The following is a 25190-nucleotide window of genomic DNA, read 5'->3' on the forward strand; positions in this document are numbered from 1 at the left end:
CACGGTGCCAACTAATAGCGCCAGTGGCGCAGCCAGCCAGATAAGCGTATCGGCCAGCAATTAGTAGCTTCGGAAGTATCTAGGCAAAAAAATAAAATGAGCATTGGAGACAGGTACTGCCCCTGGGGCAGTACCTGTACCTTAGAGTATGAACGTTTACAGATACCCTTTTTCTGCGAATGACGTGCATCCATCACTCCCTACCACCACATGGTCAATCACCCGTATATCCATCAAGCCAAGCGCTTCCTTCAGTCGCTCGGTAATACGCCGATCCGCATCACTAGGCTCAGGGTCACCGCTGGGGTGGTTATGCACCAGAATGACAGCGGCGGCGTTGTAGGCGAGCGCTGCTTTTAGCACTTCCCGTGGGTACACGCTGGCAGAATCAATAGTGCCGCGAAACAGCTCTTCAAAGCGGATGACGCGGTGCTGGCTGTCGAGGAACAGCACGCTGAACACCTCATACTCATAGTCCTGAAGCAACAGCTGCAGATGCTCAAACGCTTGCGAAGGCTGAGTAATCTTGCGGCCTTTGGCGAGCTTGCGGCGTGCGAACCGCTTGGCCATGGTGATGATGTCGGTTTCTGTGACCGGCGAAGTGACTAAGTAGGTGCCCGCCACTTCACCGGCTTTGAGTTTGCTATGGGGCATGATGACCTCCAAAAAATAAAGATGCCGGGGTGGTGGCCCCGGCATCTATGTCGTTAATGGTTGAAAGGAATATCTGTGAAAGTGACCGTTCACGCAGCCATCACTTGGCTCATGCGCCGCTCCATTTCCTCATGAAAGGTATCAACCCGCTCGGCAATCGTGCGGATCAGCGCCTCGTCTCGGTAAGCGCGTTTCACAAACAGCGGCATTCCGGGCCAGTAGCTCACAAAGTCGATCCATTCCCGTTCACTGACCCAGAGCCCACCCTGGCATTGGGGCACGTGCTCGTCGGGGATTTCCCCGCTGAGCAGCACCTCAATTTGGAACTTAGGCAGCTTGGTTTTGATCTCCAGCAGGCCGTTTGTCCCAATCAAGCTATCCGGTGAGTAGCCCACGTCGTGGTTGAGGATCAGGCCCACTTCTTTGGGTTTCGGTGCGCCGGTCATATCGCGATACAGCGAGCGGGCGACGCTCTCTAGCTCCTGCCCTCGCTTGGTGTGGGCATTGCCTTGAAACGGCTCGGCCAGCTCACCGGTCATACGCTCACCGATCAACTGGTGCATGTAAGTGATGGCTCCGGTACCCAACCCACCAGGGCCTTTACCATTCACCAGCAATGCCTTGAGTTCCGACATAGTGACGCGCCCAAGACGCGCTGCCAGCCACTCCGGCGAGCCTTGTGGCATGGTGAGTATCTTCATAACGCCTCCTGTAGGCGGTGAGTGAGCAGGCTGCGCCGCTATTTCACGGCTCGCTTGGTGAGGGATGCACGGAGCTTGTCGAAATCTGCCTGGGGCACCTGAACCGCAGCGCCGTATTTGCCGCTGAACCACTCTTGGGTAGTGGCTGGGCATTGGCTGATCAAACGCTGAATCTGACCCGCCTGAAAGGCCGTGACCCTCTTCACGACTGCTCGTGTGCTGGTCTGGCCGTTATCGTCTTGCCCGCGTGTGGTGATATTGAGCAAGGCGCACAGTACGTAGCGCTTGCCGTAGCTGGTAGACGATCCAAGCGCCTGGACGGCGTTCTTGTTACCGCTCATATCCGCAGGCAATAGCATGTTGGTCTCTTCCCGGTGGCCGTCCTTGTGCATCAGCACGCCCGTCACTTGAATGCCGCGTTCCTGTGTCTGAATACGGAAGCTCACCGCGAAGCCGTGTTTTTGTAGGATGGGGCGAACGGTATCGACGATATCCTCCAGCGTGGCGTAGCAACCGTTGTTGGTTTGCCCACGCTCTTCAATGCTGGGCAGCTCGGTCTGCATCGCCGCCATGGCAGCGCTGTAGGCCATCATGGCCTGGCGGTCCATCACGCGCTCCTGCATTTGCAGCAGGCGCTCCATTTTGTCGATATCGACATCAGGATTAAGGGCAGCTCGCTCAATCACCTGAATAATGGCGGTGCTATCAGCTGTAGGATGCGCTTCTAGCGCCGCTGAGTTTGGGGAATGCTGAGCGTTAGCGTCTGCTTGAAGGGAAGGCACTGGGCCTTTTTGGGAAGACGCATTTACTACATGAGTACGCTGTGCCATAGGGCACCTCCTTTTACGTGAAGAGGGTAAATGCGGGCTGGTCAGCCCTGTTCATGGGGTGTGTCATTTAACGAGTGGAGGAACGTCAGGTAAGTGACGCGCAATGTCAGCGGGATCGATACGCTCCAGGCGTATCTCCGCGCGATAGAACTCGCCCTGGGCACACACCAGCGACGTTGCGTGATGGGCGCCGTGCTCTAGCAGTTGTTTGGTTAGTCGAGTGAGAGCCATCTCAATGGCGTCGGAAATAAAGCTCATGCGGGTACCTCGCGGCATAAGCCCCACAGCAAAACGCCCAGCCTTTTTAGGGGCTGGGCGTCTATGCCGTGAGGGTTAGGATGATCATTAGGTGAATCGCTTGTGGGGATGGGTGTGTGGATGGTTACGACACCAGCTGTAGGGCGGCATCTAAGGCCTCCTGTTTGAGCTGTGCCCCCTGACCAAACCAGGCTGAGTCCATACGGGTATCGTTACTACGTGCCCGCTTGTCGTGATCGACGTATTCCGTGACGGCATTGAGCAACCCCCAGGCCGTGTCTTGGGCGGTCACCAAGTGAGCGCCACGCCCTTCGCCGTGGTAGAGCTTCTGCACCTTATTCAGCGCTCGGTAGTTGGGCAGTTTGGAGGGATCGTCCAGCGGCTTCTCGGCCCCACAAATTACTGACTGAAGATACTGCTGCGCTTCCTGCCGAGTGATTTTACGCTCCGCTAGTGTTTTCATCCGATACATGAAGTCATTCCATTGCGACACCGAAATGCCTAACTGACGCTTCACGGCACGCGGATCAAACTCTGAACGATGGGGCACCTTCACCGCTTGCGACGTTCCATCGACGGCAATCTGCAGCGTGTTATTGCACACCACCCGCACCGTGGTGGGTGTGGCCATGGTGGCAAGGGTGCCATCGCAGGAAGTGGCCAACAGCAGGTAGTCATTGACCTCATCCTGACCTTTGAGCGACGTGCTTAAGCCGCTACGTGCTAACGCCCAGAACTTACGTCCGCCTTTCAGCACGCCAGCGGTTTCTAGCTCATACCCGGCGTACTCGGTCAGGTCACGGTAAAACTCCAAAATCTCCTCGGGCTGCACCACCTTATAGCGCTGTGACACCACCGACAGCGGTGCTTTGGTATCTGAGCGGTAGAGCACTTTTTGCTCAGGGAACGAGTGAATGCTGCCCAGGTGGCTAGCTCCTTCGGCGATAAAGCGCACCGGCGCTTCTTCGATATGCCAATTCATACCGGCCTGTTGCTGCCAGACCTCCAGCGGTTGATGACGAGACAGTTGCTGCCCCAGGCCATGCCAAGGGGTATCGCCAACGTAAGCCATGTGTTCAACGAGATGTGCCATGAAGATTTCCTCATAGAGTTTTAATCAGTATCAATACAAACCACTCGTCGCCCGCCCTAACAGGAAGCGGGCTAGGCCGTGGTAACGCATACGAGATAGGAATCAGTGAACTGCGATTAGCGAGAGGGATAGCTAGGGTATTCTGCGAGCGGTAGTCGAAAGGTGTGGCCACACGCGCGGCACTCGATGTTGTCGAGCACCTTGGTATCTAGCTCCTCCCCCAACCGGGCACCGGCAACACCGCCTGCGGTACCCCCCACCAACGCACCGAACAGCGCACCGGCTAAGGTGCCTATCGATACGCCGACCGGGCCTGCGACAGCACCAACCACGGCACCGGCTTTGGCACCGCTCAGCGCTCCCATGGCACCGGTAGTACCACCGGACACAACACCGGTGGTTGCCCCCACATGGCGGCCTAATTGGCGGGGCATCAGCTGCGTTGATGTACAGCGTGGACAGTGGGCGGACATACGCCACCTCCTTGAGTGAAGTGAATTGAAAGCGCCCAAGTGATAGGGCTTCACTCAAGTAATACGGGGCTGAGTTTTCGTTATTTGAAGTAGCCTGCCAAAGCTGTTTTGAGCTTAAGAAAAGCACCACTACCAGGATGTGCCGGTGATACTTTTCTTCTCGAGCAGTGTGTCTGACACACAGGAATAACGGGGAGGTCCACCTCGAAAAGAGCGTGACTGAACCGGTTACTCATAGGCCATGCCGTTTTATGCTTTTGGGGTCCTTTATTATTACGGTTTGCTTACGTGCGTTAGCCTGTGTCTACGACACACCTATAAAACCTATTCATGACAGTATCATAGCGCTATACCGATATAGCCTACATTGCACAGTAGAGGGTATCCACAAGATACCCGACTAGACGATGCAGACACGTTAAAACTGACATACTAAAGAAGTAGCGATAGCCATTAACGTACGCATGAAAGCGTGCGACTGTTCGAACTCGGCAGCTCTCTTCGCTGTTCTAATACCCCATAGCATCCATGGGGCTGCGTGGTAATTTTGTAAGCCTGAGCGGTATCTGGTGAGCGTGGCGCGCAACGCGCTGCACCATAACCGCCTAGGAGTTGATCATGCAGACGTTAACGGCTCATTCAGATGACCTGCCCTCCCACGACGATGTGCGGGCTATTTTGGATGATTGGGAATATGACAGCGACGAGAGAGCGACAGATGCGTATGGAATGGTAAGGGAACAAAAAGAGACGCTGCCTTGGCTAGCGGATCTGGTTGGAGCAGAGAAAGATCTTGAGTGGCTGGTACAGCCATCTTGTTCGATAGACGCCTTGGTGCCTTGCCCCGTGATAGGGCAGCCAGGCTTTGTCACCTTTTATCATTCACCATTACTCACAACGCTCCACGCGATTTATACGGTGCTGGTGGGGTGGTTTGAAGCACGGGCCTTGATACGCCACTTTTGTCCAAGTGCCTATGCGGAGTGTTTCTTATGGGCTTTTAAAGACTGTGACTATCTTCATGAAGCGATGACAGCGGGATGGCGACCACTCACGATGATAGAGCTGCCTTCCTTGCTTGGGGATCTAAAGCAACGGCTAGCGGCGTTTCATCAAGCGACACAGTCTGGCGGTTGCTGGGAGAGGCGGCGTTACTTGGCACGTAAGCGAGACCATAATCGGTGGGCAGCCACGCAGCTACTGGAAGGGCTCTTTGACCGCCACGCCAAATTGCTTGTCGTACGGGTAGATGTAGGCTACACCGAGTATGCCGCACCCTATATGGATGCCAGCATGGTGCATCAGCATCGCCAACGCTTATGTAAAGCCTTCCATCAGCATAGCCTGTTCACACACCTGCTGGGCTACATCTGGAAACTGGAGTATGGCGAATATAAGGGGTTTCACTACCACATGTTATTTTTCTTCGACGGGTCAAAAGTGAGACAAGACGTTCGCTATGCCCAGCGTATTGGGGAGTACTGGAATACCACCATCACCCAGGGCCATGGAGTGTATTTCAACTGTAATTACCGCGCCGAGGAGCGCTACCACGCTAACGCGATGGGGCTAGTGACCTATCACGATGCCGAGAAGCGCCAAGGGCTGATACACATCATCCGTTACTTAACGAAAATTGATGAGTACGCCACGCTCACGGTTCATGGTGATACCTTTGGCCACAGCCAATCTTCTACACCACACCGTGGCTTTGACGCTAAGCCCCTTGGACGGCCTCGACGTCATGCGTCACTGACTTAGCATCGTCCAGTCCTAAGGCACGGCATTGCCGTAGCGAGTAGCGAATAATTCACCGTAAAAACCCTTATTTCCGTCTCTGAAGACGCCTGCCGTAGTGACTACGGCAAATACATCCTATGGACACATTCCGCCGCTGTAATGGCAGGCATCTTCATTGATAGGAGCTTACCCAATGGACGAAGCACTTTTTTTCTCACTGCAACTAGAGAAATTCCCCGGACATGAAGAAACCATGCGGCAGTTTGCTGAAGCCAACGGCATTCCCTTCGACCTAGCAAGCATTTATCAGCTCATTGAGGATCGGCGACGCGACGAACAGCGCCACAAGGCTGAAGAGGCGCTAGCTCGACAAGACGAAGATGATGAGGACTGCCTAGGGTCTTGGCGTTCCTACATCAATGCTAGGCTCAACCGCTCTGCACCTATGCCTGATAGACATCAGACACTACAAGCGATGCAAACGCCCTCTGGTGCCGTGATCAAGGAGACAGAACTCATAGCGTGTGTCATCGCACGCCGCAAAACATTAGGGCTTACCCAAGCTGACTTTGCACGCCGATTAGGAGTCAGCGTGCGCACGTATCAAGACTGGGAACAGAGAAGACGTAGACCATCAGCCATGGCGGAAAAAATACTTCAGCAAATGCTGTCAGTCACAGATCCTGCCACGCAAATGGTCATACATAACAACCGGTAGTTGCCAGACGACTTACGCTTCAGAACCGGCAATCAACGCATAACGACGGACATAACGGCGATTTAAATATCGAAAAAACAGGCTGAATCACGCCTTATTCAGCGAATTTTCACAAAAAGCTGATTTTCAATGTCCGTTAAAGGCTTGCAAATGCAGATGTATCCGGCATTTTTCGCAGTCGCCAAGCACGCCGGTTTGAGTCGATACGTCCGATAGGCTCTAACAGAAGACCATGAGCCTTGAGCACTTCACTGGCTTTTTTAAACCGAATGGACAGCGCTTTTTGTGTTTTAGGAAACCCGACTTCTTGGCCTTTCTGAAGGTAGGCGGGCAACAGCTCAAGCCAATCGGTCATGCTCCATTCAATGGCCTCATTCGCGTTATCTTCCCAACATTGAACCAGCGCTTGGGCAATGTCATCACTTTCATAAGCGTCTTCTTGACCATCGCGCTGTGCAAGTTGGAGCTGCTCCCAGAAAGCCTCTTCAGGCTGTCCTAAATTGACTGCCACGGCCTCTCCGATATGACAAAAGTCACTGAGTGGCCCTTGGCGACGATAGCGCGCTGCTTTTTCCGGAGGCACTAAGTAATGGACACTCTGCTGGACAAGGCCGAAGAGGGCTAACAACTCCGTCAAGGTGCCCGACAGCATTTCTGTCGCCTGTAAACCAAACCCACCGCGAGCGCCTGTCCCAGCATCCATACTGAGGGTGCGAGCCATTAGCGCGGTATCTGTGAGCGGCGACTCTAGACAGCTCATCATCACGGGGCACTGCACGTGAATGCGCATTTTTTGTTTCTTACTATCACGCCATACCCATTCAACTTCTTTACCTTCCATAACACCTAGCAGATTTTTTTGCTGCTGAGGAGTGAGTGAATCGAAACGCTCAAGGCTGATCACATATTCTTGCTGACAAAACGCATTAAATGCTGCAGTGCCGGTAGGCAAAGCGTTGTCCCCTGGCTGTCGAGACGGATCAATGAGCTTTTTAATAACGCGCTGCGCTTGAACAATATGGTCATTATCTCCACCACGAAGCTCTAAAAGCACCTGCTTTTTATCCGGCATCCAAGTAAGCATCATCCACGTGATCACCAACAACAGTGATGTCTCAGGCAACCCCGTCAGCCCTTTCAACCATGGTATTAACCTCTGCGGGACGGCTTGAATGTGAGTATTTATTACTTCCAAAGGCAGGCTACGGTGCGGTATTACGTAGGGTACATCGTCAAATGACGCCCCAGAAAGAGCGACCTGCGGTGACATTGAGTCAACCCTGTAAGCACCCTGGTGGCAGTTAATAACGCGAAAAGAGGGCGCCCTTTCTACACAGCCTGCCCGACCATACACGGGCCTCGTAGACAGCGGCACGCTTGCTCGCTCGGTAAATTTCTCCAGAGCTGAGCGAATGGCACTATTAGACACTTCTACACCGACTCGATGAAAACACGCGGCATTGACGGCTTGACGAATCTCATCCACCCCAGGTGGAAACAGCGTACCGCTGCTCCGTTCCATGAGCAGAACATTTCCTGATGAATTAGCACATGGCTGATAGTAGGTGTTCAGGTAGTTCAGTACCAAATGCTGCTTCTCTTCAGCTGACATGCGTTTTTTATGCTGCGTCTGATTCTTTTTTTCCTGAGAAGATATCTGAGCGGATGGAAATGCAACGTTTTGAACAGGTGGTTGCGGATAAGAGGTGTTGTGATATGACGGATAGGCCGCGCTGTTATACGACGAAGAGACAGCTTCATGGGCGATTTTCGAAGGGTCGGTATTCATAATGTATAATGGGGATGGCTGACGCGCATCGCTTTCAGGCCCACTATAAGCTTGACGGGCCATATCAGACAGATTTTTTTTTAAAGCATCCAGCGATTCGCGTTTATTATTACTCTGACTTTCACGGTGAGGATGCTCTCCATAAGGATCATTAGAATCATCCATTAATAACACCTCGCTTCGCTAGACAATACAGACGGTTATATTAAGCGAACTATAGCGCATGTGACCATTGGGAATAGCACTCTTCCATCCGGTGACTACCTCCTAGTGGTTTTGCATGCAGGATCAAACAGCCCACTACGCCCTGCCTTTCTGAACAGCTGCTACCAATGCCGTATAAGCTCGTTCGATAATGTTATTCATCCACCCGCCATCCTCGATACACGCCTCCGTAAAGGCATCCAGGCCATTGCATAGGGTAACGGCTCCGGCGAAGTCACCAAAGATCGCCCGCCACTGATCGTAAATAGGCACTAGGCTATCTACTAGATCATCATGGGCTATGGGCTCAAGCAGCAGACACTCATAAGCCGCTAGCTCGGTGAGGAGCGCTGTGCAAGCGGCATGAGGTATTGGAAATGTAAAAGATTTATGGATCGGGATAAGCCGTCATGACGCTAATTCAACAGCTCATCGCGACCAGAGGGCCGCTTTACAATGCTTTAACAGGGAATCTTAGATAGCGCATTATAGAGTGTTGCACCGGGCGACATTCAAGCACAATTAGCATGATAGGCAGAATGTTCTACGAATAATGAGTATTTATGGCTTAGTTAAAAATATCACCAAGACTCGTCGCTTCCCAGAGATTCGAAAAGTAGACAGCGACGTCTTCTAGCGAACCCAGCTGATCCACCTGTCTTTCCAACGCGACCGGCAGCTCACCAAAACGGTCTTCCAACAAGCAGATCAAAATATCTTTAGCCAGCCTCTCCTCTGCGTACTGGATACGGCTTAAGGTTTCCGCTGCGAAGCCCTGCCACTCTGGGATTTGTGTACTGGGCGCAGTACTCCACCGCCCCCCAAAATGCAACGCGTGGCGCATCCGGCCAACACGACCGCCAGAGCCGCCCTGCTCATCAATCACTTTGAGCTTTTTTAGCTTCTCGTAAAAGACGTTTTCCACGGCATCGCGAATGCGCTGATCGTTGGGATAGCACGTAAACATCTTGAGCGAGTGATTCAACCAGCAAATGTTATCCGCTATTCGCTTCCCATACACCTTATAGGCCGTTGGCCAGTGGATCTTCTCTCCAAAGGAAAAATTGAACAGCATTGCCTTGATAAGCGAGACCATCACAACTTCTTGATCTTTCTGCGAGGGCGGATTGTTCTTTGCGTGCCCGCCCTTTGTAGCGCGCTGAATCTCAAAATCGTGAGGCTCCGGCATCACCATCGAGAGTGCCGCTAGGTGCCGCTCAGCCTCAATCAGAGAAGATGACATGCGGGAAAACAGTAGCGGCGCATCGCCGCCTAACTGAGCCCCTGAGACCACCGCCTCCAATAGCGCATGTTGGCGACTCACATAGGACGCATGGCTGAGCACTTGGTCGGCATGGCGCTTGTTCAGGGCAACTTCTGACGTTGCGTTTACCGGTGGCATATCCATAGGAATCGGCAAAAAGAGAGGTGGCTCTGTTTCACTCTGTTTGCCCGTCGCTTCTTTGATTCTGTCCAGCCTGCTTTTTTCGTCGTCTACCCCTTCTAGCATCATGACGCACTCTATAGCCTTTTCGGCACGCCTAAGCAGGTCGTCTGCTGGTCCCATCAGTGCAGAGTAGGGCTTGAAGGGCTGGGCTGGCGGGCGAACAAAACAACAGCCTTTTTCCCACATCGATACTTCTGAAGCAGGATGAGATTTTTTAGCAGCAACTGGCTGACTAGGTTGAGGCTTATCGGACACGACCTTCCCTCAAATCATCCCCTCCTGATTTGGCGGGTGAGTTCTCACCGGCGATGTAACATCAAAACAATGGACGCGGGGGTCACTCCGCCGATTGTGACATAGAAGCGTCTGAACGCTTCAGCAGGTACGAGTGAATATCCACCTGAATCTGCTCGCGTGTCATATCGAGAATTTGATATTCACGATTGAGCTTAAATAGTTTTTTGGCCCACTCCGCAGCTACAGACTCAATACCACCCCTGTGGCGACTGATCACCTCGGGGTCGTTGTACAGCATATTTTTAACCATGGCCGCTAACAAGACGTGATGCTCCTGCTCTGAGGCAGGCCTGATACGTTGATTAGCGCCTTTGCTTGCCCGCTGGGAGTAATGCTTACCTTCAAGATTGCTCAAGATATCAAGCGCTGCTAGGTGCCTTTGCGCCTCCAGCAGGCGCGACTGCATAAGCTGGAAGGAGCGCTGCAAGCTGCTGTTAAATCTGCCCATACCTGCCGCAGTCATCGGTGACAATCCTCTTCGGTATTCGTGCAGGACAGAGACTACCTGACGAAGCGCTTGATCGGCATGATGAGCACGCTGCTTATGAAGGGCTACTTTCCCCTGCCGCAAAGCGATAGGCTTGCTCTCTTCGTCGGGCCGATAGCGGCCAAGCTCTAGATCGGAGAACAGCTCGTTAAGGCGAGCATTACGCTCCTCAGCTTCTGACACACCAAGATGCTCGAACACCTGCTCGACAACCTGACAAGCATGCCTAGCTAGCTCCTGGCCTGCCCAGCGCATAGCAGTGGATGGTGGCAAATGTTCCCGCCGCTTCTGCTCATGGGATGACTGTTCGTGTGAATGGCTCAAACCTATTCCTCGCGCTCTCAATTAGCTGAATGACTATAGCAAGGCCTTGATAGCTCAGTCAGCTCTTCTCAAACAGCACAAGCTAGCCATTACTCCCCCTCCCTCCATCATCACTCCTAGTCGACCTCTCTAGAAGTCCTCATTAGCTATTAACGTTCATGTCTGGTTCTGCCATACACAGCCGCCAATTGCATCAGCCCACCCGGAAAACTCACTCAGAAAAAAAATAAAAAATCAAACAGGCTGCTTCAACAAGGCGCGCTTCTAAGCAACACCATCGAGTATCTCACCCGAAAAAAGAGAAGATTTGGTCATTGAGTTAACGCCATAGAGAGGCGCATCCGATGACCTATCCATTACTAAAACCTGAGCAAGTCGCAGAGCTACTAGGCATGGGCATTAGCTGGGTCTACAGCAACAAGCACAAAATTGGATATATCCAGTTTGGCAAGGCAATTCGTTTTGAGCATGACGCCGTTACAGAGTACGCTAGAGGATGCAGGCGCGATCCTCAATTAAAGGAGGATCGTCAATGGGATACAAAGTCTCACAAAGGAAAGATCGAGGTACGTGGATCGTCCGCGCCAGGGTCAACGGCCAGCGTACTCAGCGAACTTTTCAAACAGAAGGAGAAGCGAGGCAATACGCACTAAAGGCAGAGGCCCAACGCCAAGAAGATGAGTTCAATGGAGTAATGGGCCGCAAGCCCAAACGCACTTTTTCGGAGGGTTTGCAGCGAATGGTCAGCGAATATGACGTTCGCTCTCAGAAGCAGCACATCCTGCTGGTCGCCAGATGGATGGATGAGCATGCTCCAAACGTCATCATCGGCCAGGAATTGCTAGATGCGGCGCGCAGGATGCAGAAAGCCCTGAAAGAGAAGGGATTAGCACAGTCGACCATCAACAATCGCATTCAGGTCGTCAAGCGAGTGCTATCGCTATCGTACCGCGAATGGGATTGGATTGACTTGCCACTTGACGGGAAATTGCGAAAGCCATCGCCAAAAAATGATCGCCACGTCTTCCTCTCAGAGCTGGAACTTGCTGAGCTACTCGAAGCTGTTCCCGCACGGTATGAGGTTGAACGAAAAGTAGTATTACTCGCTATGCTGACAGGGATGAGGCGTGGCGAGCTTATGGCCCTGGAGCCGAACAACGTTTACAACGGACGGATTGTGCTCAAGCCACACCAAACGAAGAACGGTAGGCCGAGGGTCATTCCCCTATCCGAGGAGGCGATACCGCTACTTAGTAGCTTACCGTTTGAGACGACGGGCGATAGAGTCAGGAGCGCGTTTGAAAGGGCTCGCGAAGCTATTGGGCGTCCAGACCTACGTTTTCACGATTTGCGGCACTGCTACGCATCGTTACTGGTCAGCAAAGGAGAATCACTAACGAGTATCAGGGATTTGCTGGGGCATTCATCGCTGACAGTGACCAGCCGGTATGCTCACGCTGATCCGACACGATGGGATAGTGTTATTGCCAGATTGCCGCGCATTGGCAACCAAATGACAACCAAGCACTGACAAAAAGAAGCTCTAATCTCTGTAACCAATTGATTTCATTGGTGGGCCCAGTAGGACTTGAACCTACGACCAAGGGATTATGAGTCCCCTGCTCTAACCAACTGAGCTATAGGCCCGAAAAGCGTGCATATAATAGCGAATGTGGGGGGGCGAGGCTACCCCTTGGTGCGCTATCTTAAGGCGAAGTCGGCATTTTTTCGGCACTAATTACCGGCGCTGGGGTCTGGTGGTGAATGCTTCTATGGAGAATCGCTTTGAAAGCTTTGATGGCTCTTTTCCCGCTGCTGTTGGCGCTGCCGGTGCAGGCGGATTGGCAGCTTGATCCTGGCCAATCCCAGGTGCAGGCGTCGATTACCCAACTGGATGGCGAGGCCCCGCAAACTCATCACCATCAGGTGAATAATTTACAGGGCGATATTGCTGCCGATGGCACGCTGCGCCTGCCGCTGCGCTTGAGCCAAACCGATCTGCTCAATCGCTTTGGGGAACTGCCGCCGTGGGTGGGCTTGCTGGCGAATACCACGCTGGTCACGCTGGTGGCGCAAATGCCGCCGGAGCGGTTAGACGGCTTGGATATTGGCGAGTCGATGGTAGAAACCCTCACCTTTCGGGTGCAAACCGACCTGATTAACCAAGAAGAGGCGGTGCCGCTGCGCTTTACCCGCGAGGGGTTAAACGAGGTGCGCGTGACCCACGCCGAACCCATGGCGCTGGATGGCAACGCGCTGATGGCCAACAGCACGGTGCGTACCGTGCTGTCGATGTTGGGCTACCAGCAGATCGATGAGCATGTGCCCGTCACGCTAAATGCGCTGCTGGTGAACCGCTAACGCTTGGCTTAGCCACTGATGAGCGCCTAGTGGCTAAGCGCTTCAACGTCGCCTGCTTGGGCGGCACCGGTTTGTACCCGCCATTGGGCGGCATAATGGCCGTCAGCGTCTAGCAGGCTGGCATGGGTGCCGCGCTCGGCCACTTGGCCTTTTTCAATCACCACAATCTCATCGGCGTGCACAATGGTGGAAAGCCGGTGGGCAATCATAATCACCGTTCGGCCGTGGGCGATGCGCTTTAGCGAGCGCTGAATGGCCGCTTCGGTTTCGTTATCCACCGCACTGGTGGCTTCATCCAGCACCAGAATTGGCGGGTCTTTTAACAGCGCCCGCGCTAGTGACAGCCGCTGGCGTTGGCCGCCAGAAAGGCGCACGCCCCGCTCGCCTACCGGCGTATCCAGCCCTTGGGGCAGCGTTTCGATAAAGCTCCAGGCTTCGGCGGTTTTGGCGGCATCGATAATCGCGGCATCCTCGGCATCCGGTTGGCCGTAGGCGATGTTGTCGCGAATACTGCCTTCGAACAGATACACATCCTGGCTCACTAGACCAATCGCCTGTCGAAGTGAGTGCATGCTGACGTCGGTGATGGGCTGGCCATCTACCCGCACACGGCCACTGGCGGGGTCGTAAAAGCGCAGCAGCAGTTTGATCAGCGTCGATTTACCCGAGCCGGTGGCCCCCACCAGCGCCAGCGTATTGCCAGCGGGCACGTGTAGATTCACACCGTTCACGCCCACCTGGCTGGCTTCATATTGAAAGCTCACCGCCTCGAAACGCACGTCGCCTTTTACGGGGGAGGTTAAAGGCGTGGTGCTGTCGTCCTTCACGGTAATCGGTACTTCGAGCAAATCTAGAATCCGTTTGGTGCTGGCCATGGCGCGCTCGAACAGGTCGATCACTTGGGCAAGGCCGGTGAGCGGCCACAGCAGGCGCTGGGTGAGGAACACCAGCACGCCATACGCGCCCACGTTGAGGCTGCCGTTCAGCGCCATCATGCCGCCGACGGTAAAGGTGGCGAGAAAGCCCGCCAGAATCGCCATGCGGATGACCGGAATAAACGCAGAACTGACTTTAATCGCGCGGCGGTTGGCTTCTACATAGGCTTCGCTGGCCTCCCGCAGCCGCTCTGCTTCCCGCGATTCGCTGGTGAAGCTTTTAATCGTGGCGATGCCGCTGAGGTTATTGGAGAGACGGCTGGCAAGGTCGCCTACTTTTTCGCGCACGTCGCTATACAGCGGCCCGGCTTTACGCTGGAAGAAAAACGCGCCCCAAATGATCAGCGGAATGGGCGTGAATGCTAGCAGCGCGATGAGCGGAGAAAGCACGAAGAACACCGCGCCTACGGCCACCACCGTGACCACTACTTGAATCAGCGCGTTAGCACCGCCATCCAGAAAGCGCTCTAGCTGGTTGACGTCATCGTTCATGGTGGCCACTAGCTGGCCGGAGCTTTTCGATTCGAAAAACGCCATATCGAGGCGCTGGGCGTGCTCATAGGTGTCTTGGCGCATATCCGCTTGCAGCCGCTGGGCCAGGTTGCGCCAGAGAATCTGGAACAGGTACTCAAACAGCGACTCCCCCGCCCAAATAAAGAAGGTGAGCACCGCCAAAATGGTGATCTGCTCTTGAGGCGATTCAAACCCCAGCCGCGCCACAAAGCTGTTTTCCTGGTTCACCACCACATCGATCGCCACGCCAATCAGAATTTCCGGGGCGATATCGAACAGCTTGTTGATAATCGAGCAAATCGTGGCGGTGATAATCTGCCGCCGATAGCCTTTGGCGTAGCGCAGCAGGCGCATTAAGGCGTGAAAGCTTTGATTGACGGACGCTTTGTCAGCGCGGGTCAGGGAAGAAGCCACATCAATTCCTTTTACGTTGTTATCTAGGGTGGTTAACCTTCAACACGTTACGCGGGTTGGCTCGCCCGCCGCACGTTGGCGAGCAAAGGGCTGCCGGTATCGGGATCGAGCAGCAGCGTGCACTCCACCTGATACAGCTCCCGCACCAGTGCAGGCGTCACCACCTCAGCGGGCGCGCCCTGGGAAACAATCTGCCCGTCGCGCATGGCAATCAGGTGGTCGGCGTAGCGGCAGGCGCTGGCTAGGTCGTGCAGCACCATCACCACGGTGCGGCCGTGGCAGGCCAGGTCGCGCACCAGCTCGAATACCTCTATTTGGTGGCCTAAGTCTAACGCGGAGGTGGGCTCGTCGAGTAGTAAAAGTGGCGTTTGCTGAGCGATGGTCATGGCGATCCAGGCGCGCTGGCGTTGGCCGCCGGAAAGCGCTTCCAAAGGCCGGTCGGCAAGCGCTTCAAGCCCGGCAGCGGCCAGGGCGTAGTGCACCACCTGTTGATCTTCCGCCGACCACTGGCGCAGCCAGCCCTGGTGGGGCTGGCGGCCAAAGCGAATTAACTCAGTTACGGTCAGCCCTTCCGGAGCGACCGCCTCTTGCGGCAGTAGTGCCAGCTTGGTGGCAAGTTGGCGGGCGGGCATCTGGGCGATGTCGTGGCCGTTGAGCAGCACGGCACCGCTGTCGGGTTTATGCAAGCGGGCAAGCCCAGAAAGCAGCGTGGATTTACCGCAGCCGTTGGGGCCAACAATGGCGGTTACCTGCCCGCTGGGCAGGCTGACGCCGAGTTCGTGAATCACTTGGCGCTGGCCGTAGCTCATGCTGAGCGCATCGGTGGAAAGCGTAGGTAATGTGTTCATGGGCGGCTCCGTTGCGGACGCATTAGTATCCAGAGTAGCCAGGGGCCACCCACTACGGCGGTAACAATCCCCACGGGGATCTCGATAGGGGCAAACAGCGTGCGGCCCGCTAAATCGGCCAGCACCATCACCAGGGCACCCGCCAGCGTGGCGGCTAGAATGGGAGCATGGCGGGCGCTGGAGAGCGAGCGGGCGATTTCAGGGCCGATCAGCGCCACCAAGCCCACCGGCCCTGCCACGGCAACGGCCAGCGCGGTGAGCACTACTGACAGTAACAGCACCTGCAGCCGCCGCACTTTCACAGCGGTGCCTAAGCCACTGGCGATGGCATCCTTAAAGCGCATCAGCGTGAGCGAGCGGGACAGCGCCAGCGCGGCCACCAGCCCAAGCGCCAAGCCAATACCCAATAGCTGTACCGCGCTTGCCGGGCGGGCATTGAGGGAACCAACGGTCCAGGGGTAGGCGGCGTTGGCGGTATCAATCGCTACCCGCGCCAACATCAGCTGCGTGACCGCGCCAAAAACAGCGCCCACGCCAATGCCCGCCACAATAAAGCGGTAGCCCTGGGTGCCGCTGCCCGCCGCTAGGCCAAAGGTGAGCACGGCGGCGGTGGTCGCCCCCGCCAGCGCCATGGCAGGCGGGGCAATCCCTACGCCTAACCCAACAATCGAGGCCACCGCAAAGGCGGTGGCACCGTTATCGATGCCGATAATGCCGGGGGTCGCCAAGCGGTTACGGGCCAGGGTTTGCATTAATACCCCGGCCAGCGCAAACGCAGCTCCAGTGAAACAGGCAGCGATCAGGCGCGGCAGGCGCAGCTGCTGCACCATAAACTCGGTCATTCTATCGCCCTGCCCCAGCAAGGAAGCCACCACCGCATTGGGGGAAAGCGTCACGCTGCCCAGGCTTAAATAGAGCACGCAGGCAGTGATTAGCGCGGCACTCAACCCGACATTGACCGCCACGGCGCGCTTTTCCAGCAGCACGCTCACCCCATAACGGGGCAGCGCAGCGCGCCAGTAGCCCTGCGGGGCAGCCACCGCGTGGGCGCTCGACTCTTCTTGATAAGCGGTGGATGTGCGGGGCAGTGCCACACCGCTGAGCGACTGTTTTGCCGTCATTTTCATAGCATCAGATAACCAAAGAGAGTGCGTTAGAGCATCGGCAGGCGCTTGGCCCGCACCACCGCAATCAGCACCGGCGCGCCGCATAGCGCGGTGAGTACGCCCAAGGGCAGCTCGGAGGGGGCGACGACGACACGGGAGATAATATCGGCGGTGAGTACGATCAGCGGGCCAACGGGCAGGCAGAACCAGAGCGTGCGGCGAATATCCGGCCCGGCGATGGCCCGCGCCACAAAAGGCACTACCAGCCCCACAAACGCAATCGGCCCGGCAATGGCGGTGGCCGCGCCGACCAATAGCGCCACACAGCCCACCGCCAGCCAGCGAATCAGCCCAGGGCGGTGCCCTAAACCGCTGGCGGCCCGCTCCCCTAGCGACAGCGCGGCCAGCGGCCGGGCAATCAATACAACGCCCACTCCTGCTACCAGCAGGCTGGGCAGCACAGCCCATAAATCGTCTAGCCGCCTACCGGCCAAGCTGCCCACCACCCAAAAGCGAATCTCATCGGCGGCGCGCTGGTCGTAGAGCAGCATCAGAGCGCTGAGCGAACCGAGCAGCCCCGAAAACGCGGCCCCCGCTAACACTAAGCGCACCGGGTCATTCCCCACACCGCGCAGCCGCGCCACGCTGAGTACGCATACGCAGCCGATCAGCGCGCCTAGCTGTGCCACGGGAATGCGTAAAGTGGCCGCGCTGGCCCCTAACACCAGCGCCAGGGAAACAGCAAACGCAGCGCCAGCGCTCACGCCCAACAAGCCCGGCTCGGCCAGCGGGTTGCGGGAAACGGCTTGTAGCAGCGCCCCCGCCACGCCTAGCGCCACGCCAACGGCAATGCCGATCAGCGTGCGGGGGGCGCGCAGCTCCCACACAATAAAGCGCGCCTCGTGATTATCCGCGCCCTGCAGCAAGCCCAGCACCTGGCGGGGGCCAATGCTGCCTGCGCCTATCAATAAACTAACGACGCTCACCACCACAAGGGCGGTGAGCAGAAGCAGCATCCAGGTACGTGGCGAACAGCGCCTGCCGCTCGCGAGGTGAGAAAAACGATTCACGGCACTCGTCACGGCAACAGGGCGTTCTCGATGTCATCCAGAATCACCTGGGCCGCCAGCGGGCCGTTGGCACTGCTCCAGAGCTGGCCATTCACTGGCACTACCCGCTCATTTTGCACAACGTTTAAGCGGTTGAAGGCGGCGCTCTGTTTGGCGCTCTCCAGTGCGGCTTGGCCGTCGTCGTTCAGCGTGGCCAAGAACAGCCAATCGCCGTCTACCTGAGAGAGGTTTTCAAGGCTTAATACGTCGCTATGCACGCCCCGCTCACCGATCAGCTCGCCGCCTTGCACATCCAGGCCGACGCGCTCTAACAGGCCGGTGGCAATCAGATTTTCCGACATCACCATCGGGCCGCCGGGCATCCAGCGCACCAGATAGGCGTTGCTGCCCACGTCGGCGTCAGCTACTGCGTCTGACATAGCGTCGACCCGCTGATCGACGGCGCTGATCGCTTCTTCAATGGCCTCTTCCTGGTTCAAAGCCTGGCCGAACAGGCGCGCTTCAGCTTCCCAGTTATCGGCCGCCAGTGGTTGCGTGTGGGGCACTACGGTAGGGGCGATTTGTGACAAAAGCTGGTACTGCTCCTCCGGCAGCTGTGCTGCGGCTAGAATCAGGTCCGGCTGCTGGGCCAGCACTGCTTCAATATTAATTTCCCGCACGACGCCCACAATCTCAGGGTGTTGTAGCTCGTTCGCGCTGAGGTAGTCGGTCACGTATTCCGCCACGTTGTCGCCGCCACGGGTGGTGACCGCCCCTACCGGGGTCACGCCCGCCGCCAGCGCGGCATCCAGCGCGCCCTCATATAGGGTGACTACACGCTCCGGGTGATCAACAACCTCAACGTCGCCGTAAGCCGTCTCCAGCGTGCGCGCTTGGGCGGTGCCCACCAGCAAGCCGCCCATCACCATCCCGAGTAAACCGCGCTGCAGTAACGTGTGTCGCATGTGAGCCTCTCCTGATTAACCGTTAATTCAATAGTAACGATTCTCAAAAACACTTGCACTCCTATTACATCGAATGCGGTGTTGCAGTTACTGCAACGTTAGGCTGCCCATATTAGTTAGCGGTCTAGCAAACTTTTATAGGCAAGCGCTCCCTACCCGTCACCGTTCCATTAATAGCAACACTATGTTCGATAAAACCATCTCGCAAGTGGGAACTTTTCTTCTTAGAATCCGCAACTCATTTGATAATTAGTTTCATTAGCAAACAAGACTCATATCAGGGGATCGCCATGCCACGCTTTACTCGCACCGCCCTCGCCAGTGCCATCGCGCTGAGCGTTACTGCCTCGGTGGCTAATGCGCAAGAATCAGCGCAACTGGATAACATTGTTGTCTCTGCCAGTGGGTTTGAGCAGGCAATGGTGGATGCTCCGGCGAGTATCTCGGTTATTTCCAGAGAAGAGCTTCAGCGCGAACGCATTACCAGCGTGGCTGATGCACTGCGTAATGTAGAAGGAGTCGATGTTGGCGGACAAGTGGGCAAAACCGGTGGCAGCAATATCAGCATTCGCGGTATGCCCAGCGACTACACGCTAATCCTGATTGATGGCCGCCGCCAAAATGCGGCTGGAAGCGTCACGCCTAACGGTTTTGGTGAAACCTCGACCAGCTTCTTCCCGCCGGTCTCCAGCATTGAACGTATTGAGGTAATTCGCGGGCCGATGTCGACACTGTATGGCTCTGATGCCATGGGCGGCGTGATCAACATTATTACCCGCCGAGTAGACCGCGAGTGGGTTGGCTCGGTCGGCGTCGAGAGTACCTTTAATGAAGATCGTGACTTTGGCGACCGCCGTGAAATCAACCTCTACACCAGCGGACCGCTGGTAGAGGACACGCTGGGCGTTCAACTGCGCGGGCGTTTGTATGAACGTGATGCATCAGAGCTTATCTACACCGACGCTAACGGCAACCCGGTTGAGGTAAGCCAGCGCGGCCCTAGCCCGGTAGAGGGCGATGTATACAACCTGGGCGGTAAACTGACCTGGACACCTAACGACAGCCACGACCTTTGGCTGGATGGGGAAGTGAACCGCCAGCGCTACAACAACGACGAGTGCCAACTCGGCACGCTGGATGGCCGCACCCGCAGCTGTGCGCCCAACCCTGGTGTGGCAAACGGCTATGCCGACGAGCTACGTTTTGAGCGGGAACAGGTGGCTATCGGCCATACTGGGCGCTTTGCCTCTGGCACGCTGGAATCGAGCCTAATGCGTAACACCACGGAAACCACTGGCCGTACGATTCCCGGTGAAGAGGGTGTTGCCTATGAGGGCTTCTCCAGCATTATTGGCGGTGCCCCGCGTAAGCTGGAAACCACCAATACGGTGCTGGATAGCAAGTTTATTATGCCGCTGGGTAACCACATGACCACCGTTGGCCTCCAGTGGTGGGATGCGGAGTTGGATGATGGCTTGGCTAATGAGACTTTCGAGCAAACCACTTGGTCGCTCTTTGCAGAAGACGAATGGATGCTGCGGGATGATCTCGCACTGACTCTGGGCGGCCGCTACGACCATCACGATGCGTTTGGCAGCCAGTTCAGCCCCCGTAGCTATTTAGTATGGAACACCACACCAAACTGGACATTAAAAGGCGGTGTGAGCCGTGGCTACAAGACCCCGACCCTGAATGACCTTCACGCGGGTATTAACGGGGTAACCGGCCAGGGCACGATCCTGACGATCGGCAACCCGGACCTTGAGCCGGAAACCAGCACCAGCAGCGAAATCGGCGCGCACTACGATAGCCAAACAGGCTTTACCGCCAGCGCGACGCTGTTCTACAACCAGTTCGACGATAAAATTGCCAGCGGCAACGATATCCTGATTGAAAACGACCCGCTTATCCCGGATGGCGTGTATAGCCAGGACGTGAATATCGATGAAGCGGTGACTCAGGGGGTTGAGCTCTCCACCAGCTATCAATTCACCCCCGATTGGCGCTTATCCGCTAATTACACCTACACCGATAGCGAGCAGAAAAGCGGCAATAACCGTGGCGAACCGCTAACTGATACGCCCGAACACGCGCTGAACGCCACGCTGCGTTGGCAGGCGACACCGAAGCTAGATACTTGGCTCTCTGCCGAGTACCGCAGCGAGCGTTATCGCAACCGTGAACGTGTTAGGGGCGCGCCCTCCTTCGCTGACCTGGGGGATTTCAAAGCCTACTCGCTGTTTCACCTAGGCGGCAGTTACGCGTTTACCGACCAATTTAACGTCAGCGCCACCCTCTACAACCTATTTGACAAAGACTTTGTCGACTACCGCGCCTACGGCGATGGCACCAGCTTCGGCAACGTTTACGCCAACAGCGAAGAGGGTCGCCGCCTGTGGCTCTCTGCTCGCTATGAGTTCTAAACAGACGCCCATGTAGTTTCACTTACTGTTTCAATGCTCACTTGCTGCCCCGGCTACGCACCGGGGCTTTTTTATGTTTTTTGTGGATCGCCTCAGCAGTAGCTTCCCTCTATAGCGACAATTCATGGTTTTAATATATGTCAACGCACTCGCTTGGGTAGTATGAGCAGCGCGCCTTTTACTCGCCTTCGCATTTACCACCTTTCACTCATGTTAGGAAACAGCCTGTTATGACGGTGCCTTCACTTGCCCGCCCACTCCCCTTTGTACTGCTACTGGTCTTCTCACTCTTCGCCAGCACCGCGCTGGCCCAATCTGCCCCACGAATCGAGCTGGCGAGCGTCAACCGGGAGCCGATTTATCAAGAGCTTAACCTGGTCGGCACGGTGAACTCCCTGGAGGATGCGCTGCTCTCCTCGTCGGTGGCGGGGCTGGTCGCGGCGATTAACGTGAACCCGGGCGACCGAGTCGAAGCAGGCGACACGCTGGTGGCGCTGGATGATGATTTGGCACGCTTTGAGCTAGCCGGGGCGCAAGCGGCAGAAGAGGAAGCCCGGGCTTCGCTTAGCGAAGCGCAGCGGCTGCTGCGAGAGGCGGAATCGGTGGGGGCTGGGCGCAACATTGCCGCTACGGAAGTGAGCGCCCGGCGCAGCGCGGTAAGCGTTGCCAACGCAGCGCTTTCCCGCCTGAACGCCGAACAATCACGGCTCAATGCGCTGTTGGAGCGCCATACCCTTACCGCGCCGTTCAGCGGTGTGGTCAGCGAGCGAAGCGTCAACCTGGGCGAGTGGGTCACACCGGGAGACAGCGTCGCCCGCTTGGTCAACCTCAACGCGCTGCGCGCTGATTTTCAGGTGCCCGAAGCGTTTTATACCGCTTTGGAGGAGAACGCTACACTCACCCTCACGGCAGGCGAGCAGAGCGCTGAAGCCCGCATCGCGACCTTAGTGCCGGTCAGCGCCTCTAGCGCGCGGACGTTTTTGCTGCGTGCCGAAGTGCCCGAAGCGCTGCCGCTCTACCCTGGCAATGCGGTCGACGCCGTGGTGAAAGCTGCCACCGAGCGCGATGGCATCACCGTCTCCCGGGATGCGCTTAGCCGTTACCCAGATGGCCGAGTCACGGTGTGGGTCGCCACGCCTGAAGACAGCGGCACCTATCAGGTACGCGAACAAAGAGTCGAGGTGGGCATCAACTTCGCTGAGCGCGTGGAAATCACCAGCGGGCTTTCCGGCAGCGAGCAGGTAGTGGTTCGCGGCAATGAATCCTTGGTGGAAGGCGTCAGCGTTGAAGCCGTTTCGGAGGGTGGCGAATAATGTTTGCTGCCCTGCTGCGCCAGCAAACCCTGGTGACCGTGATTGCGCTGATTTTCCTGCTGCTGGGCATCGCCGCAACGCTACGCATTCCGGTGCAGATGATTCCGGATATCGAAGCGCGCACCATTACCGTGGAAACGCGCTGGGCGGGCGCGACGCCCCAGGATATCGAAAAAGAGATTCTGGTGGAGCAGGAGCAGTACCTGCGCAATGTGCCTAACCTCACCCGCATGACGGCGGTAGCGGAAAGCGGCAGCGCCGAGATCGAGCTGGAGTTTCCGTTTAGCGTGGACATGACCGCCGCGCTGATTCAGGTGAACAACGCCTTAAGCCAGGTCTCCTCCTACCCCAATAACGTCGACCAGCCTCGGGTGGTGTCGGCCGCGTTCTCCACCGATGCGTTTTTGCGTTTTCACGTTGGCACCCTGCCCGGCAACCCCAACGCGCTGGATATCCAGCTGATGAGCGACTTCATCGAAGACCGCGTGCGCCCGCGCTTGGAAGGCATTGAAGGGGTCTCGGAAGTCGGCGTGAACGGCGGCGCCCAGCGCCAGCTGCAAATTTTGGTCGACCCCGCCGCCTTGGCCCAGCGCGGCGTCTCGCTGCTGGAGCTGCGCGAAGCGATTACCCAGCGCAACCGGGATATCTCCGGAGGCGAGCTGGACGCGGGAAAACGGCGTTACCTGGTGCGCACGCTGGGCCGATTTGATAGCGCCGAGGCGCTGGCACAGCTAGTGGTGGCCCGCGAGGGCGACAGCATCGTGCGGCTGGGCGATGTAGCGGACGTGCGCCAAGGGCAGTCGCGGCTTAATCAGCTGTCGTTCTACAACGGCGAGGCGGGGATTGGGATGGACCTGCGCCGGGAGAGCGGCGCCAATGTCATCGACATCAAATACGCGGTGCAGGATGAACTGGCGGCGATCAACGAGACCGTTCTGCGCCCTGCCGGCATGGAGATTGTGCTAACGGCCGATGACGTGCGCTACGTAGAAGCCTCAGTGAGCAACGTGTGGAGCAACCTGCTGCTAGGGGCTGCCTTTGCCACCCTGGTGATGTACCTGTTTTTGCGCTCGGCCCGCGCCACGTTTATCGGCGTCATCGGCATTCCGTTTTGTACCATTGCCGCCTTTTTGGGGCTGATGCTGACTGGCCGCACCATCAACGTCATCTCCATGGCGGGCATTGCCTTTGCCATTGGCATGAGCGTGGATAACAGCATCGTGGTGTTAGAGAACATCGAGCGCTACCGCCGCCAGGGGCTGGACCGTATTGAGTCGGCACTGCGCGGCGTGCAGGAGGTGTGGCCCGCCACGCTCGCCTCCACCGCCACTACCATCCTGGTGTTCTTACCGATTCTCTTCATCGAAGAGGAAGCCGGGCAGCTCTACTCCGACGTGGCCATCGCGGTGTCGGCGGCGATATTTGCCTCCATGCTGGTGGCCGTCACGCTGGTGCCCTCGCTCTGCTCGCGGTTTAGCTTTTCGATGCATCACGCGTCTAAACCTGACGACGCTCAAGCGCCCGACGACGAGCGCTCTTCTCGGCTGAGCGCGCTGCTGGAGCGGCTGATTGCGACGCCGCTACGCCGCGGGGTGATTCTAGTGCTGACGCTGCTGATCAGCGGCTGGACAATCCTGGCCCTGACACCGCCCGCCGAGTACTTGCCCGAAGGCGAGGAGCCCAAAACCTTTGCACGCATGAGCCCGCCCCCTGGCTACAGCCTGCAGGAGATGGCCAGCATTGCCGAGCAGGTCGAAGCGTACTTTCTGCCCCATGTACAGGCGGAGCCGGATGCCTTTTTAGCGGGCGATACCGAGGTGCCGCCGCTGGCTTACATGAACATGCGCGTGGCCCCCACGCAGCTTTTCATTGTTGCCGAAGCGGTCGACTCTTCGCATATCGAAGCATTGATGGAGGCACTCACTAACTACTACGAGCGCTTCCCCGGCATGCGCGCCTTTGCCTCGAAAGGCTCGATTATTTCCAGTAACGATGGCGGCACGCGAAGCATCAACCTGGATGTGGCGGGCCCGGACTTAGCCACGGTGTACGGCGCTGCCAATACGCTCTACCGCGAAGCCCAGGCGCAGTTTGGCAATCCGCGTATTCAAAGCCAGCCTTCGTCGCTGTCGCTCGACCAGCCCTTGATTCAAATTCGTCCCGACTGGGCCAGGGTCGCGGAGCTGGGAATTTCTGCCGAGGCGGTGGGGTTTTCGGTCTCTGCTCTGGGGGAAGGGGCGTAGAACGG

At 56.6% G+C, this 25190-nt stretch carries 21 protein-coding genes and 1 tRNA gene; 7 read left to right on the top strand and 15 right to left on the bottom strand.

Translation table 11 applies throughout. From position 1 onward, the window contains the following. Positions 1 to 156 precede the first annotated feature (156 nt). From radC to ACIGG6_RS09140, 6 genes are all read right to left on the bottom strand, one after another. Complete coding sequence (gene radC, locus ACIGG6_RS09115; RefSeq protein WP_451923648.1) at positions 157 to 699, bottom strand: RadC family protein; 543 nt, start codon at positions 697 to 699, stop codon at positions 157 to 159. A 44-nt stretch (positions 700 to 743) separates the two neighbouring features. Beyond that, positions 744 to 1355, bottom strand: coding sequence for a lambda exonuclease family protein (locus tag ACIGG6_RS09120; protein ID WP_399844029.1), 612 nt, complete (start codon positions 1353 to 1355; stop codon positions 744 to 746). Between the two features lie 38 nt (positions 1356 to 1393). Then, positions 1394 to 2185: an ERF family protein gene (locus tag ACIGG6_RS09125; RefSeq protein ID WP_399844031.1), complete on the bottom strand. Its 792-nt coding sequence runs from the start codon at positions 2183 to 2185 to the stop codon at positions 1394 to 1396. Between the two features lie 63 nt (positions 2186 to 2248). Further along, a complete protein-coding gene (locus ACIGG6_RS09130; RefSeq protein WP_399844033.1) occupies positions 2249 to 2443 on the bottom strand; it encodes a hypothetical protein in 195 nt (64 codons plus the stop codon). A gap of 124 nt (positions 2444 to 2567) precedes the next feature. Beyond that, the gene (locus ACIGG6_RS09135) at positions 2568 to 3536 is read right to left on the bottom strand and encodes a DUF932 domain-containing protein (protein ID WP_399844034.1); all 969 of its coding nucleotides are present in this window, start codon (positions 3534 to 3536) and stop codon (positions 2568 to 2570) included. A gap of 116 nt (positions 3537 to 3652) precedes the next feature. Continuing rightward, positions 3653 to 4009, bottom strand: a complete 357-nt coding sequence (locus ACIGG6_RS09140; RefSeq protein ID WP_399844036.1) for a hypothetical protein — start codon at positions 4007 to 4009, stop codon at positions 3653 to 3655. Between the two features lie 618 nt (positions 4010 to 4627). Between ACIGG6_RS09140 and ACIGG6_RS09145 the strand changes: the two genes are divergently transcribed. Together ACIGG6_RS09145 and ACIGG6_RS09150 are read left to right on the top strand one after the other, a co-directional pair. Next, a complete protein-coding gene (locus ACIGG6_RS09145; protein WP_399844038.1) occupies positions 4628 to 5770 on the top strand; it encodes a YagK/YfjJ domain-containing protein in 1143 nt (380 codons plus the stop codon). A gap of 172 nt (positions 5771 to 5942) precedes the next feature. Next, the gene (locus ACIGG6_RS09150) at positions 5943 to 6467 is read left to right on the top strand and encodes a helix-turn-helix domain-containing protein (RefSeq protein ID WP_399844040.1); all 525 of its coding nucleotides are present in this window, start codon (positions 5943 to 5945) and stop codon (positions 6465 to 6467) included. Between the two features lie 136 nt (positions 6468 to 6603). Here ACIGG6_RS09150 and ACIGG6_RS09155 read toward each other — a convergent pair whose 3' ends face one another. The 3 genes from ACIGG6_RS09155 to ACIGG6_RS09165 form a co-directional block, all read right to left on the bottom strand. Then, positions 6604 to 8421, bottom strand: a complete 1818-nt coding sequence (locus ACIGG6_RS09155) for a hypothetical protein (protein WP_399844041.1) — start codon at positions 8419 to 8421, stop codon at positions 6604 to 6606. Positions 8422 to 9028: 607 nt separating this feature from the next. Next, positions 9029 to 9973 carry a hypothetical protein gene (locus ACIGG6_RS09160; protein ID WP_399844043.1) on the bottom strand — a complete coding sequence of 315 codons (945 nt, stop codon included), beginning with the start codon at positions 9971 to 9973 and terminating at the stop codon, positions 9029 to 9031. A gap of 271 nt (positions 9974 to 10244) precedes the next feature. Further along, complete coding sequence (locus ACIGG6_RS09165; RefSeq protein ID WP_399844044.1) at positions 10245 to 11015, bottom strand: hypothetical protein; 771 nt, start codon at positions 11013 to 11015, stop codon at positions 10245 to 10247. Between the two features lie 532 nt (positions 11016 to 11547). Between ACIGG6_RS09165 and ACIGG6_RS09170 the strand changes: the two genes are divergently transcribed. After that, on the top strand, positions 11548 to 12546 hold the full coding sequence (locus ACIGG6_RS09170; RefSeq protein ID WP_399844046.1) for a tyrosine-type recombinase/integrase: 999 nt from the start codon (positions 11548 to 11550) through the stop codon (positions 12544 to 12546). Between the two features lie 39 nt (positions 12547 to 12585). Here ACIGG6_RS09170 and ACIGG6_RS09175 read toward each other — a convergent pair. Further along, positions 12586 to 12662, bottom strand: a tRNA-Ile gene (locus ACIGG6_RS09175). Between the two features lie 138 nt (positions 12663 to 12800). On the opposite strand from ACIGG6_RS09175, the gene ACIGG6_RS09180 reads away from it, so the two are divergent. Beyond that, positions 12801 to 13376 (top strand): hypothetical protein, encoded by a 576-nt coding sequence (locus ACIGG6_RS09180; protein WP_044629537.1) that lies wholly within the window; start codon positions 12801 to 12803, stop codon positions 13374 to 13376. A 26-nt stretch (positions 13377 to 13402) separates the two neighbouring features. Here ACIGG6_RS09180 and ACIGG6_RS09185 read toward each other — a convergent pair whose 3' ends face one another. From ACIGG6_RS09185 to ACIGG6_RS09205, 5 genes are all read right to left on the bottom strand, one after another. Continuing rightward, positions 13403 to 15178 (bottom strand): ABC transporter ATP-binding protein, encoded by a 1776-nt coding sequence (locus ACIGG6_RS09185; RefSeq protein WP_399844145.1) that lies wholly within the window; start codon positions 15176 to 15178, stop codon positions 13403 to 13405. Between the two features lie 107 nt (positions 15179 to 15285). Beyond that, positions 15286 to 16086 carry an ABC transporter ATP-binding protein gene (locus tag ACIGG6_RS09190; RefSeq protein WP_399844048.1) on the bottom strand — a complete coding sequence of 267 codons (801 nt, stop codon included), beginning with the start codon at positions 16084 to 16086 and terminating at the stop codon, positions 15286 to 15288. Continuing rightward, the gene (locus ACIGG6_RS09195) at positions 16083 to 17213 is read right to left on the bottom strand and encodes a FecCD family ABC transporter permease (protein ID WP_399844049.1); all 1131 of its coding nucleotides are present in this window, start codon (positions 17211 to 17213) and stop codon (positions 16083 to 16085) included. The genes ACIGG6_RS09190 and ACIGG6_RS09195 overlap by 4 nt, the downstream gene beginning before the upstream one ends. A gap of 26 nt (positions 17214 to 17239) precedes the next feature. After that, positions 17240 to 18208, bottom strand: a complete 969-nt coding sequence (locus tag ACIGG6_RS09200; protein ID WP_399844147.1) for a FecCD family ABC transporter permease — start codon at positions 18206 to 18208, stop codon at positions 17240 to 17242. Between the two features lie 62 nt (positions 18209 to 18270). Beyond that, a complete protein-coding gene (locus ACIGG6_RS09205; RefSeq protein ID WP_399844051.1) occupies positions 18271 to 19206 on the bottom strand; it encodes an ABC transporter substrate-binding protein in 936 nt (311 codons plus the stop codon). A gap of 290 nt (positions 19207 to 19496) precedes the next feature. Between ACIGG6_RS09205 and ACIGG6_RS09210 the strand changes: the two genes are divergently transcribed. The 3 genes from ACIGG6_RS09210 to ACIGG6_RS09220 all read left to right on the top strand — a co-directional run bounded on the left by ACIGG6_RS09210 (position 19497) and on the right by ACIGG6_RS09220 (position 25185). Next, on the top strand, positions 19497 to 21629 hold the full coding sequence (locus ACIGG6_RS09210; RefSeq protein ID WP_399844053.1) for a TonB-dependent receptor domain-containing protein: 2133 nt from the start codon (positions 19497 to 19499) through the stop codon (positions 21627 to 21629). Positions 21630 to 21859: 230 nt separating this feature from the next. Further along, positions 21860 to 22942: an efflux RND transporter periplasmic adaptor subunit gene (locus ACIGG6_RS09215; protein WP_399844055.1), complete on the top strand. Its 1083-nt coding sequence runs from the start codon at positions 21860 to 21862 to the stop codon at positions 22940 to 22942. Continuing rightward, the gene (locus ACIGG6_RS09220; protein ID WP_399844057.1) at positions 22942 to 25185 is read left to right on the top strand and encodes an efflux RND transporter permease subunit; all 2244 of its coding nucleotides are present in this window, start codon (positions 22942 to 22944) and stop codon (positions 25183 to 25185) included. The genes ACIGG6_RS09215 and ACIGG6_RS09220 overlap by 1 nt, the downstream gene beginning before the upstream one ends. Positions 25186 to 25190: the final 5 nt, after the last annotated feature.

The organism is Vreelandella lionensis, assembly GCF_044543515.1.
Lineage (GTDB): Bacteria > Pseudomonadota > Gammaproteobacteria > Pseudomonadales > Halomonadaceae > Vreelandella > Vreelandella lionensis.